13 protein-coding genes are annotated in these 12482 nt (G+C 37.8%); 12 read left to right on the forward strand and 1 reads right to left on the reverse strand.

Features of this window, described 5'->3' with window-relative positions; all coding sequences use genetic code 11:
* The first annotated feature begins 186 nt into the window (after positions 1 to 186).
* From dltA to dltC, 3 genes are read left to right on the forward strand one after another with little or no spacing between them, the layout of a single operon-like run.
* Positions 187 to 1665, forward strand: a complete 1479-nt coding sequence (gene dltA / locus HMPREF3106_RS08170) for a D-alanine--poly(phosphoribitol) ligase subunit DltA (RefSeq protein ID WP_049555355.1) — start codon at positions 187 to 189, stop codon at positions 1663 to 1665.
* 3 nt (positions 1666 to 1668) lie between these two features.
* Positions 1669 to 2820 carry a D-alanyl-lipoteichoic acid biosynthesis protein DltB gene (gene dltB, locus HMPREF3106_RS08175; protein ID WP_049555354.1) on the forward strand — a complete coding sequence of 384 codons (1152 nt, stop codon included), beginning with the start codon at positions 1669 to 1671 and terminating at the stop codon, positions 2818 to 2820.
* 17 nt (positions 2821 to 2837) lie between these two features.
* On the forward strand, positions 2838 to 3068 hold the full coding sequence (gene dltC, locus HMPREF3106_RS08180; RefSeq protein ID WP_005607505.1) for a D-alanine--poly(phosphoribitol) ligase subunit DltC: 231 nt from the start codon (positions 2838 to 2840) through the stop codon (positions 3066 to 3068).
* A gap of 53 nt (positions 3069 to 3121) precedes the next feature.
* On the opposite strand, the gene HMPREF3106_RS08185 is transcribed toward dltC, so the two are convergent.
* Complete coding sequence (locus HMPREF3106_RS08185) at positions 3122 to 4369, reverse strand: CapA family protein (protein WP_049555353.1); 1248 nt, start codon at positions 4367 to 4369, stop codon at positions 3122 to 3124.
* Positions 4370 to 4563: 194 nt separating this feature from the next.
* Here HMPREF3106_RS08185 and HMPREF3106_RS08190 point away from each other — a divergent pair, with 194 nt between their 5' ends.
* From HMPREF3106_RS08190 to tuf, 9 genes are all read left to right on the forward strand, one after another.
* Positions 4564 to 5475, forward strand: coding sequence for a hypothetical protein (locus tag HMPREF3106_RS08190; protein ID WP_070445830.1), 912 nt, complete (start codon positions 4564 to 4566; stop codon positions 5473 to 5475).
* Between the two features lie 101 nt (positions 5476 to 5576).
* Entirely contained in the window at positions 5577 to 6434 is an 858-nt protein-coding gene (gene fba, locus HMPREF3106_RS08195) for a class II fructose-1,6-bisphosphate aldolase (protein ID WP_048782841.1), read from the forward strand.
* 174 nt (positions 6435 to 6608) lie between these two features.
* A complete protein-coding gene (locus tag HMPREF3106_RS08200) occupies positions 6609 to 6875 on the forward strand; it encodes a hypothetical protein (RefSeq protein ID WP_039849228.1) in 267 nt (88 codons plus the stop codon).
* Positions 6876 to 6897: 22 nt separating this feature from the next.
* Positions 6898 to 7113 (forward strand): helix-turn-helix domain-containing protein, encoded by a 216-nt coding sequence (locus HMPREF3106_RS08205; protein WP_049555351.1) that lies wholly within the window; start codon positions 6898 to 6900, stop codon positions 7111 to 7113.
* A gap of 121 nt (positions 7114 to 7234) precedes the next feature.
* On the forward strand, positions 7235 to 7468 hold the full coding sequence (locus HMPREF3106_RS08210) for a DUF2922 domain-containing protein (protein ID WP_049555350.1): 234 nt from the start codon (positions 7235 to 7237) through the stop codon (positions 7466 to 7468).
* A 316-nt stretch (positions 7469 to 7784) separates the two neighbouring features.
* Positions 7785 to 8201 (forward strand): 30S ribosomal protein S12, encoded by a 417-nt coding sequence (gene rpsL, locus HMPREF3106_RS08215; RefSeq protein ID WP_049555349.1) that lies wholly within the window; start codon positions 7785 to 7787, stop codon positions 8199 to 8201.
* A gap of 36 nt (positions 8202 to 8237) precedes the next feature.
* Entirely contained in the window at positions 8238 to 8708 is a 471-nt protein-coding gene (gene rpsG, locus HMPREF3106_RS08220) for a 30S ribosomal protein S7 (RefSeq protein ID WP_005607491.1), read from the forward strand.
* A gap of 71 nt (positions 8709 to 8779) precedes the next feature.
* The gene (gene fusA, locus HMPREF3106_RS08225; RefSeq protein ID WP_049555348.1) at positions 8780 to 10867 is read left to right on the forward strand and encodes an elongation factor G; all 2088 of its coding nucleotides are present in this window, start codon (positions 8780 to 8782) and stop codon (positions 10865 to 10867) included.
* A 155-nt stretch (positions 10868 to 11022) separates the two neighbouring features.
* Positions 11023 to 12210 carry an elongation factor Tu gene (gene tuf / locus HMPREF3106_RS08230; protein ID WP_005607487.1) on the forward strand — a complete coding sequence of 396 codons (1188 nt, stop codon included), beginning with the start codon at positions 11023 to 11025 and terminating at the stop codon, positions 12208 to 12210.
* Positions 12211 to 12482 lie beyond the last annotated feature (272 nt).

Genomic DNA, 12482 nt, shown 5'->3' on the forward strand with positions numbered 1-12482 from the left:
TTGAGAATAAAAGAAACGCTTTAAAATACTGTCAGGTAAGGTGTTAAGAAAAATTAAAAATCTAAAATTTTTACCCAAATTTCATATGAAAGTATATACCAGTATGCTATAATCCTTTTTGTAATGAAAACAAGGGCAATTGTTTTTCAGAAAGAGAATTTGAAAAGGTGTTCAAGGGAGAAAAAGATGGCACGTTTATTAGAACAATTAGAAAAAAATACACAACTCGATAAAGTGATTTATAAGCACGACTTAATGCCAGAAGAAGAACTGACCGCTAAACAAGTATGGGAGTACTCTGATAAGTTGGCGTTTTATTTAAATGAAACTTATAAAGAGGATAAATCTCCGATTGTGGTTTATGGTCATAAGCATCCATTTATGCTTGTGTACTTCTTAGCTTGTGTTAAAAGCGGAAGAGCGTTCTGCCCCGTGGATGTCAACACTCCAATCGATCGCGTAAGAGATATTGCTGCAACAGTAAAGAGCCCAATCGTTTTGGTGAGTGAGGCAATTGAACTAGATACGCCAATAATGACAGTAGATGAGGCTAAAAAAATCATTACCAAAACTAAAGAACGTGTTTCTAAGGAACATTATGTGAAGGATGAAGATATTTTTTATATTATTTTCACTTCCGGAAGTACAGGGAAGCCTAAAGGTGTCTCTATTACATATGCAAACTTAAACCACTTCTTAGATTGGTATACAGCTTATTATGATGGAAAAGGACCTCAAGTCTTCTTAGGGCATCCACCATTTTCTTTTGATTTGTCAGTGATGTCTTTATGGCCAGCATTGTATATGCACATTCCGCTGATTCAGATCGATAAAGAGCATTTACAAGATTTTAAAGTATTGTTCAAAACTTTAGAAGAATCAAAAGCGACTGTTTGGATTTCGACGCCATCTTTTGCAGAAATGTGTTTGGCGGATCCAAGTTTTAATGGAGACTTGCTCCCTGAACTGGAACAATTCGTTTTCTGTGGAGAAAAATTATTCAGTTCTACAGTAGAAAAATTAATGGAACGATTCCCGAAAGCAGAAGTCGTAAATACTTATGGACCGACAGAATCTACTGTAATGGTCACATGGATGCCACTTACAAAAGAATTAGTGGAACGTTATCCTGATAACTTGCCAGTAGGAGTTGTTAAACCAGGAACGACAGTTTTGATTGATGGGGAAAATAGCGGAGAGATTATTATCTACGGCAATACAGTTGCGAAAGGATACTACGAAAATCCTGAAATGAATCAGAAGCATTTCTTTGAGGTGGATGGTGAGCGTGCTTATCGAACAGGAGATGTGGGGCATTTCGAAGGAGAGTTATTATTCTGCGAAGGACGGATTGATTTCCAAATCAAATTGCATGGACATCGAATTGAATTAGAAGATATTGATAATAATCTATTGAAAAATCCAAAAATTCGTCAAGCGGCTACCGTGCCTTCTTTTGCAGATGGTAAAGTGAAGTCTATTACGTCGTTTGTAGTCTATAACGAACCGATTGAAAAACGTTTTGAAACGGTTAAATTAGTCAAAAAAGAATTAGCACAACATGTGCCGGAATATATGATTCCTAAGAAAGTCGTTTTCTTAGATGAAATGCCGTTAAACAATAACGGGAAGATTGATAAAAAACAATTAAAGGAGCTTGTGTAGTCGATGCATTATTTTGAAGGCCTATCCTTCTTTATGACACTGGGATTCATTCTTATAATAGCGTTCATAATGAATGTCTTTCAAAAATCTACTTACTATCTATCGTTAGTATTTTCTACGTTGATGGTTTATTTCGTTTTCGCAGAAAATCCTATGCATCTTGGCTCTATCATAGGTTATGTTTTAGCAGGTTATATACTGATGCATCTGAGTGTGAAGTTTAAAGAGCATAAGAAAACAATGATTCTTATGATTTTTCTTGCAGGACTACCACTTGTTTTAGTTAAAGTTCTCGCTGTATTTAAGATCTCGGGGCTTGGCTTTTTAGGTATTTCCTACATGACTTTTAAGTTAATCCAAATCATTATTGAAATTTATGATGGGTTAATCGAAAAGCCAATGGGACCACTAGATTATGTGCACTTTCTATTATTTTTCCCTGCGCTAAGTTCAGGGCCGATTGATCGCAGTCGCAGATTCTTAGAAGATTGGAAAAAGCAACGAACAAAGGATGAGTATTTAGAATTAGCGGGAACAGGTCTTTTTAGATTGGTTCTTGGACTATTTTATAAGCTTGTAATTTCTGGAATGGTGTTTCAACAAATGACATCCATTCGATATAAAGACTTTTCTTTCTTCGTTATTTATATGTATTTATACACCGCATATTTATTCTTTGATTTTGCAGGGTATAGTCTGATGGCAGTAGGAGCAAGTAATATTCTTGGAATTGAAACACCAATGAACTTTAACGTTCCATTTATTAGTGTGGATATTAAAGATTTCTGGAATCGTTGGCACATTACGCTATCTACATGGTTGAGGGATTTCGTATTCTCTCGTATTGTTATGAGATTTATGCGAAAAAAAATCTTTAAAAAACGCTTGACGACAGCTATGGTTGCCTATATGATTAACATGACTTTTATGGGATTCTGGCATGGAATTACATTGAACTATATTGCTTATGGATTCTATCATGGAATCTTAATGGCAGCATTCGAGTGGTATCAGAAAAAATCGAAGTTTTATAAGAAAAATAAGAATAAGACCTGGTATAAAGTGATTAGCTGGATAATAACGATGCACTTAGTGATGTTTGGGTTCTTGATTTTTTCAGGGAAAATGTCTGAGTGGGCCCGTAAATTGATATAAGAAAGTAGGAGAAAAATATGGAAGAAAGAATTTTAGAAATTCTAGAAGAAATTTGTGAGGATGAAGTAGTATACGAAGATAAAGACATCAACTTAAAAGAGGAAGGGTTAATGGACTCATTAGCTTTCGTTGAACTGCTTGTTCGCTTAGAAGAGTTCGGTATCGAAGTGGCTCCAACAGAAGTTACTTATGAAGAAATCGATACTCCAAATAAAATTATTAAATACGTTTCAGAACGTGTAGCTTAATATGAAATCGTGAAAGGCGCTTCCTAGAAGGTAGGAGGCGCCTTTTTGCGTATTTAGAATTTAATGTTTAAAAGTTCGTTTACTTCGGTATAAGCGGATTGAATTCTCTCAAGCGTTTCTTTGTCTACAGTATGCTCCAGAGGTCCTCCTGGCATATAGTTTTCAGCGAGAAAGACTTGATAGTCGTAAGCAGGTCCTTCCATAAAGCTGCGGCCGATTTCAGTTCGTGAAACCCATGTTGGATGAGCCTTAACGCTTGTGAGGGTTGTTTTTCCGTTTTCTTTTTCAATCGTGATATCCATAATCACACCACGCTCGGTCCAGATATTTTCCAAGGTTTCAACGCGTTGGTTGGAGAGGAGATTCCCCATCGAGTAGATGATGAATTTCTTTTCACCGTCTTTAGTGATGGTTTCGGTTGGTTCAATAACGTGTGGATGACCGCCAAAAATCACGTCCGCACCCCATTCGATCATTTGATGATACGTATCGATTTGTCCTTGTGTTGGATGAAGGTGATATTCTTCTCCCATTTGTGGCAACACAATCGTAAAGTCGGCAATTTCTTCAGCGCGTTGAATGAGTTGCTTCACTCTTTTCATATTTAAATCGTATAGGTGATTGTTGTATTCTTCATCGGTGAGGGTAGCTTCAATTCCGTTGAAACCATACGCGAATCCAAGGATGGCGACTTTAATGCCGTTGACTTCTTTTACAAGAATTCCTTCTGACGGGTCGACTTTTACCCCGAAGATATCAAGACCGTTTTTACGAAAGGCGTTGGCGGTGTATTTCAAACCTTCGATGCCTGTATCGAGAATATGATTATGCGCTAAGTCGAGGACATCGTATCCGGCGTCTTTGATGCTCTGAATGACTTCTTCAGGAGCGTTAAAAAGTGGATATCCAGCAAGAGGTTCGTTTGGATTAATGGTCCCTTCGAAATCCCCAATCGCAAGGTCTGCGTTAGATACGAGTGGCGTAATTTGTTTATAGTCATTTTTGAAATCGTATGAATTCCCGTCAAACGCGCTGCCATAAACAATATCATGATAGAGCATATCTCCACTTGCAGTGATGCGAGCGACTTGCTTATTCGTTGGTGGAGACTGAGGGTTATTTGGTGTAGCGTTAGCCTCTTGATTTTGTTCAGATGATGCCTTCGATGCTTGAACAGTCTCTAACCTTTCTTGTGAGGAAGGGCGCGTAAGAAATCCTGTCGTAATCGTAAATACAGATAAGATACAAATTCCGTAAAATTCCATTCGTTTGATTTTGTCATTCTGTGAATTGCCTCTCATAAATCCCTCTCCAATACCTGTTGTAACTGTATTATACCCCGAATTAATTCCTATTTAAATAGTAATTTTAGAATATACGGAAATAAATAATTTAATCACAATGCCCTCTAGAATTACTCGGCTGGTAGATATATAATTTAGTTGAAAGCAGTAGTTGATAGTTTTGTTGTAGGGAATCATTACAGGAAGGGTGTATGGTGATGGATAAGTCAAATAGGTGTCTGCTAAGAGCCTTCTGTTGTTTTCCAATTTTGATAAGTTTATTACTATTGCAGTTTAGATTCGCTAATGTGTATGGTGAAACGGTAACCTCGATTCAGTCTAAGGATGAAATCCTTCATCTAGAAGAAGAAATTCTCAATATGTCTCGCGATGGGGACGAACGTATAGAGGCGGTCGACTTTGATCATGCAGTCAAGATGTATTATGACGTGCCGCTGTTTAACGAGGAAAATAATCTAGATAGTGAAGAGATTGAACATATCATAATCAATAGTAACTATAAATGGGTGGTGCCGATAAAGAATCCTACGTTAGAGAAAGAGGCTCATCTTTATATTGGAGGTCCGACAAATTCATTAGAAATAAAAAACAAAGTAAAGCAGGGATATTTGACAAAAGAAGAAGGAGAAAAACTGATTCAGTCACAAGGAAAATGGACGGTTGCTTATGTGAGCACTTATGAGAAGAATGCGCATTCAATTATAAAAGTGGCTCAGGAAGTGATTGAAAAAGAATACTTAAATGTAGAAAGGATTATTTTTGCCGTTTCTAAAGAGTTACAAGTTCCGGTGGTGCTTATAAAAGTGGATGGAACTTATCAAGTGATGTTTCATGAATTTCCATTAGTAGAGGAAGGTGTCTCAAATGCAAAGGGTGAGCTTTCTCTAGATAAGTTCTATCCGTTTAATGAGGCTAAGGAAGTAGTGCGTGAGTTTGCTAGGGAACGTCATATAGGTTCAGAAAATGGTAATGCAAGGCCGAACGGAGTAGTTATTCCATGGAGAGAGTCTTCTATTACGATTGTTGGGATAGCAGTTGGTGGCTTTGTCTTGTATAAATTATTTCGAAAAAAGATAGCGCAACCAAAACGTACTAATCCTTAAGTAACTGTAACAAAACAACAAAAGGTGGAAAAATGAAAGGAAATACGCTATAATAAAACCGTTAAAAATAAATGCTGTAAGCATCAAGGAGGAACTAAAACATGAGTCGTTTAGTAAGCATGACTGAAATGTTACAAAAAGCTAAAGAAGGTAAATACGCTGTTGGTCAATTCAACATCAACAACTTAGAATGGACACAAGCCGTTTTAACTGCAGCGCAAGAAGCTAACTCACCAATTATCTTAGGTGTATCTGAAGGCGCTGGTAAATACATGGGTGGTCCTACAGTAGTTTCAGCTATGGTAAATGCATTATTAGATGCAATGAACATCACTGTTCCAGTAGCATTACACTTAGACCACGGTTCTTCAGTAGAAGTATGTAAACAATACATTGACGCTGGATTCAGCTCAGTAATGTTTGACCACTCTCACTTCCCAATCGATGAAAACATCGCATTAACTAAAGAAGTTGTAGAATATGCACATCCAAAAGGAGTTTCAGTTGAAGCTGAAGTAGGTACTGTAGGTGGTACTGAAGATGGCGTAACTGGAGGAATCAACTACGCTGACTTAAACGAATGTGTACGTATGGTTAAAGAAGCTCACATCGATGCTTTAGCAGCAGCGTTAGGTTCAGTTCACGGAACTTACTCAGGTGAACCAGTATTAGGTTTCGATGAAATGTTAGCTATCTCAGAAGCTACAGGTGCTCCATTAGTATTACACGGTGGATCAGGTATCCCAGAATACCAAATTAAAAAAGCAATCGAACGTGGACATGCTAAAATCAACGTTAACACTGAATTACAACAACAATGGACAGCAGCCGTTCGTGCTAAATTAAATGCAGACGCTGGTGTTTATGACCCACGTAAAATTATCAAACCTGGTTTCGATGCAATCGTTAAGATTACAAAAGAAACAATGGACATCTTCGGTTCAACAGGAAAAGCTTAATAATCACTATTTTGAGGCAGGCGATTTCGCCTGTCTCTTTTTAATTAGACCAATAAATATCCACTGGCTAAGCCGGTGGATATTTATTTGAGCAAAATAATACTATAAAAAAGCAAAATTATCATATGTGATAATTATCATATATGATAATTTTAAGGTGTGGAGGTGGGAGAGATGAAGCGCAAGTTTAAAATCGAAAAAGATATGGTAGATCAGCTAGATGAGTATTCATACGAAGAAAAAGTAAAGTATGCAGCCATATTAAAAATACTGCAAGAAGACGGATTAACAGAAGAAATGATTCAAAAATGGGGACGATGGTATAAAGGAAAACAGGGATTGTTAATAAATCTTTCGAAAAATGTTAAGGAGGAGATGGACGATGGAGACGTACCTAACTTCAAAACTTTGCAAGCTTTCATCAGAATATCCGACGTTTGAGTATGATTTAGAAAAGGAAATAATGAAGCAGCGAGTTGCATTACAAATGACTAAGCTACAAACAGTGACAGGACTTTCCTTAGAAGATTTTGCAAAAGAAGTCGACCTTAAAGCATCAAATCTTTCGAGATTGCAGAGCGGAGACCATAATCCAACTATTCTTACTCTGTTGGATTTAGCTTATCGATGTGGATATGATGTAGAAGTGAAAGTAAAAAAGAAAAAAATGCCTAAGTAGCATTACAAAATTACAATTGTTCACAGAAAAAATCTCTTAGAGCATAGCAATTTAACTCCTAAATTTGTTTTTATAAGTGTAAGACTTATTAGATTATGAATAGAAATGAGGAGGGAAAATTATGACACAACATACATTTGTTGAGAAGAAACTGCATTTACGATTCAAAGGGAGTGACAGAAAAACAAAGAACCTGATTATTTCACGTCCTAAGGATAAATTGAAGAAGGATTCAGCTAATATAGCAATGGAGAGTATTATAGGAGCTAAACTTTTTGAAAAAGACGGAGTACAATTGTATGAAGGCCGAAGAGATGCTTATTATAAGACGCGGAGAGTGGATGTTTTTCTTTAACAACAATAAATAATCGAATAAATATCCACCGGCTAAGCCGGTGGATATTTATTTGTGGAGTAAGTTTCTTCTATATAGATTGTACCGAATAAAAGGGAACATTTTCTCTTAAGAAAATTCTTGACGAGTTGAAGGAGAAATGATATTCTATTAGAGGTGCTTTTATACCTGATTCCTGATAAGTAATCAAATCAGTCGTGCTGACTGGTAAGAAGGCCATTTTATGAGACAGCGATGCCTTTTAATTTTTAACAAAAAATGGTCCGCCCGGAAGTGTGGACCAAGAAGAACCCGTTAGGGAAGGAGGAAGAGCTTAATGCCAACTATTAACCAATTAGTCCGTAAACCTCGTAAATCAGCAGTTGAGAAATCAGCTTCTCCAGCGTTAGGTAAAGGCTATAACAGTTTCAAAAAATCACAAACGAATACAAACTCTCCACAAAAACGTGGTGTATGTACTCGTGTAGGTACTATGACACCTAAAAAACCTAACTCAGCGTTACGTAAATATGCCCGTGTACGTTTATCTAACTTAATCGAAGTAACTGCGTACATTCCAGGTATCGGTCACAACTTACAAGAACACAGCGTTGTATTAATCCGCGGTGGACGTGTAAAAGACTTACCAGGGGTACGTTACCATATCATTCGTGGTGCTTTAGACACTGCAGGAGTTAACAACCGTATGCAAGGTCGTTCTAAATACGGTACTAAACGTCCTAAAAACAAATAATAAATAAACACTCATTAAATGAAAGGAGGATTATAAATGCCTCGTAAAGGTCCTGTCGCAAAACGTGATGTATTACCTGATCCAATTTATAATTCAAAACTAGTTACTCGTTTAATCAACCGTTTAATGGTAGATGGAAAACGTGGTAAAGCTGCAACAATCTTATATAACGCATTTGATATCGTTAAAGAAAAAACTGGAAACGATCCAATGGAAGTTTTCGAACAAGCTATGAAAAACATTATGCCTGTTCTTGAAGTTAAAGCTCGTCGTGTAGGGGGTTCTAACTACCAAGTTCCTGTGGAAGTTCGTCCAGACCGTCGTACTACATTAGGTTTACGTTGGTTAGTAAACTACTCACGTCTACGTGGTGAAGACACAATGGAAGTTCGTTTAGCTAAAGAAATTATGGATGCTGCGAACAACACTGGTGCTTCTGTTAAGAAACGTGAAGATACACATAAAATGGCTGAAGCGAACAAAGCGTTTGCTCACTATCGTTGGTAAGATTAAAAAGGTTTTTCAACCTTTTTGGTCTCACTTATTGTTAGAAATATAGAAAGAGGTGTAGAACGAAGATGGCAAAAAGAGAATTCTCTCTTGAAAATACTCGTAATATCGGTATCATGGCCCACATCGATGCAGGTAAAACTACAACGACTGAGCGTGTACTTTATTACACTGGTAAAATCCACAAAATTGGTGAAACTCACGAAGGAGCTTCACAAATGGACTGGATGGAACAAGAACAAGAACGTGGTATCACTATTACATCTGCTGCTACAACAGCACAATGGAAAGGCCACCGTATCAACATCATCGACACTCCAGGGCACGTGGACTTCACAGTTGAAGTAGAACGTTCTCTACGTGTATTAGATGGTGCGGTAGCTGTACTTGATGCTCAATCTGGGGTAGAACCTCAAACAGAAACTGTATGGCGTCAAGCTACAACATACGGAGTTCCACGTATCGTATTTGCAAACAAAATGGATAAAATCGGTGCTGACTTCTTATATTCAGTACGTACAATCCACGAACGTTTACAAGCAAATGCACACCCAATTCAATTACCAATCGGAGCTGAAGACAACTTCACTGGTATCATTGACTTAATTAAAATGAAAGCTGAAATCTATACAAATGACTTAGGTACAGATATCCAAGAAACAGATATTCCTGAAGATTTACAAGATTTAGCTGAAGAATGGCGTGAAAAATTAGTGGAAGCAGTTGCTGAAACTGATGAAGAATTAATGGAACGCTATTTAGAAGGTGATGAAATTACAGAAGCTGAATTAAAAGCAGCTATCCGTAAAGCTACATGTGCGGTAGAATTCTACCCAGTATTATGTGGTTCTGCCTTCAAAAACAAAGGGGTACAATTAATGTTAGATGCAGTAGTTGACTACTTACCATCTCCATTAGATGTTCCTTCAATTAAAGGTATCGACCCTAACACAGACCAAGAAACAGAACGTCATTCATCTGATGAAGAACCATTCTCAGCATTGGCCTTCAAAGTTATGACTGACCCATTCGTAGGTCGTTTAACATTCTTCCGTGTGTACTCTGGTACTTTACAATCAGGTTCATACGTTAAAAACTCAACGAAAGGTAAACGTGAACGTGTAGGACGTATCCTACAAATGCACGCGAACTCTCGTCAAGAAATTCCAGAAGTATTCTCAGGAGACATCGCTGCTGCAGTTGGTCTTAAAGATACAACTACAGGGGACACATTATGTGATGAAAAAGCTGAAGTTATCTTAGAATCAATGGAATTCCCTGATCCAGTTATCGAGGTTGCTATTGAACCTAAATCAAAAGCTGACCAAGATAAAATGGGTATTGCTTTACAAAAACTTGCAGAAGAAGATCCAACATTCCGTGCTTACACTAACCAAGAAACTGGTGAAACAGTTATCGCTGGTATGGGTGAGTTACACTTGGATATCATCGTTGACCGTATGCGTCGTGAGTTCAAAGTAGAAGCTAACGTAGGTGCTCCTCAAGTATCTTACCGTGAAACATTCCGTGCTTCTACACAAGCTGAAGGTAAATTCGTTCGTCAATCAGGTGGTAAAGGTCAATACGGTCACGTATGGATTGAATTTACTCCTAACGAAGAAGGCGCTGGATTCGAATTCGAAAACGCTATTGTCGGTGGGGTCGTTCCTCGTGAATACATCCCTGCAGTTGAAGCTGGATTGAAAGACGCTATGGAAAACGGGGTATTAGCTGGTTATCCATTAGTGGACATCAAAGCTAAACTTTATGATGGAAGCTACCATGATGTCGATTCATCTGAAACAGCCTTCAAAGTTGCTGCTTCTATGGCATTGAAAGCTGCTGCTAAGAAAGCTCAACCTGCTATCTTAGAACCTATGATGGCTGTTGAAATCACAGTTCCTGAAGAATACTTCGGAGATGTAATGGGACACGTTAACGCTCGTCGTGGACGTGTTGAAGGTTCTGAAGTTCGTGGTAACGCACAAATCGTTAAAGGTATGATTCCTTTATCAGAAATGTTCGGTTACGCAACTACATTACGTTCTGCAACACAAGGTCGTGGTACTTTCAGTATGACATTTGACCACTATGAAGATGTTCCTAAGAGCATTGCAGAAGAAATCATCAAGAAAAATGGTGGTAACGGAGAATAATCTCCACCCCATTTGATAACTACCAAATGAACGCTATCGACTGGTTATGTCAGTCATAACCAGTTGATTTTTAAGAGAGTTCTTTGGTATAATTACAATCGGTAGATACTGTTATAGAATCTAACAAAACTCAATTAATAGGAGGAATCATTTAAATGGCAAAAGAAAAATTTGACCGTTCAAAACCACACGTTAACATTGGTACAATCGGCCACGTTGACCACGGTAAAACAACATTAACTGCTGCTATCACAACTGTTTTAGCTAAGAAAGGTTTCGCGCAAGCTCAAGATTACGGTTCAATCGATAAAGCTCCAGAAGAACGCGAACGTGGTATCACAATCAACACTTCTCACGTTGAGTACGAAACTGACACTCGTCACTACGCTCACGTTGACTGCCCAGGACACGCGGACTACGTTAAAAACATGATCACTGGTGCTGCTCAAATGGATGGTGCTATCTTAGTAGTATCTGCAGCTGATGGTCCAATGCCACAAACACGTGAACACATCTTATTATCACGTCAAGTAGGTGTTCCTTACATCGTTGTATTCTTAAACAAAGTTGACATGGTTGACGATGAAGAATTATTAGAATTAGTAGAAATGGAAGTTCGTGACTTATTATCAGAATACGATTTCCCAGGCGATGACACTCCAGTTGTTGCAGGTTCTGCTTTACGCGCTTTAGAAGGCGACGCTTCATACGAAGAAAAAATCTTAGAATTAATGGCTGCTGTTGACGAATACATTCCAACTCCAGAACGTGACGTTGACAAACCATTCATGATGCCAGTTGAAGACGTGTTCTCAATCACAGGTCGTGGTACAGTTGCTACAGGTCGTGTTGAACGTGGACAAGTTCGTGTTGGTGACGAAGTTGAAATCGTTGGTATTTCAGAAGAAACTTCAAAAACAACTGTAACTGGTGTTGAAATGTTCCGTAAATTGTTAGACTACGCTGAAGCAGGGGATAACATTGGTACATTATTACGTGGTGTTACACGTGACAACATCGAACGTGGACAAGTTCTTGCTAAACCAGGAACAATCACTCCACATACTAAATTCAAAGCTGAAGTTTACGTATTAACTAAAGAAGAAGGTGGACGTCATACTCCATTCTTCTCAAACTACCGTCCTCAATTCTACTTCCGTACAACAGACATCACTGGTGTTTGTGTGTTACCAGAAGGCGTTGAAATGGTAATGCCTGGTGATAACGTAACTATGGAAGTTGAATTAATTCACCCAGTAGCGATCGAAGCTGGTACTAAGTTCTCTATCCGTGAAGGTGGACGTACTGTAGGTGCTGGTTCAGTAGCTGCTATCGAAAAATAATTTTTTAAATTAAATTTTCAAGACTATCCTTTTTGGATAGTCTTTTTTTATTAAAATTTTTTAAAATAAAATGTCAGACAATTGGAAGCGGAAATCAAAAATAAGGCTAAACACTTAAAAACGTTGATTTAACAACATTTGTAAAGATTTTAAACCAAAATGAAACACACGGGCGCGTGTGCATAAATAAATGTTGTTAAATCAACGGTTTTCACTTGCAATCAAAAAGAGAATCTTGTATACTATTAAAAGTGCCGTAGAGGAATGTAAAT

Origin of the sequence: Granulicatella sp. HMSC31F03, assembly GCF_001807725.1 — a bacterium.
Lineage (GTDB): Bacteria > Bacillota > Bacilli > Lactobacillales > Aerococcaceae > Granulicatella > Granulicatella adiacens.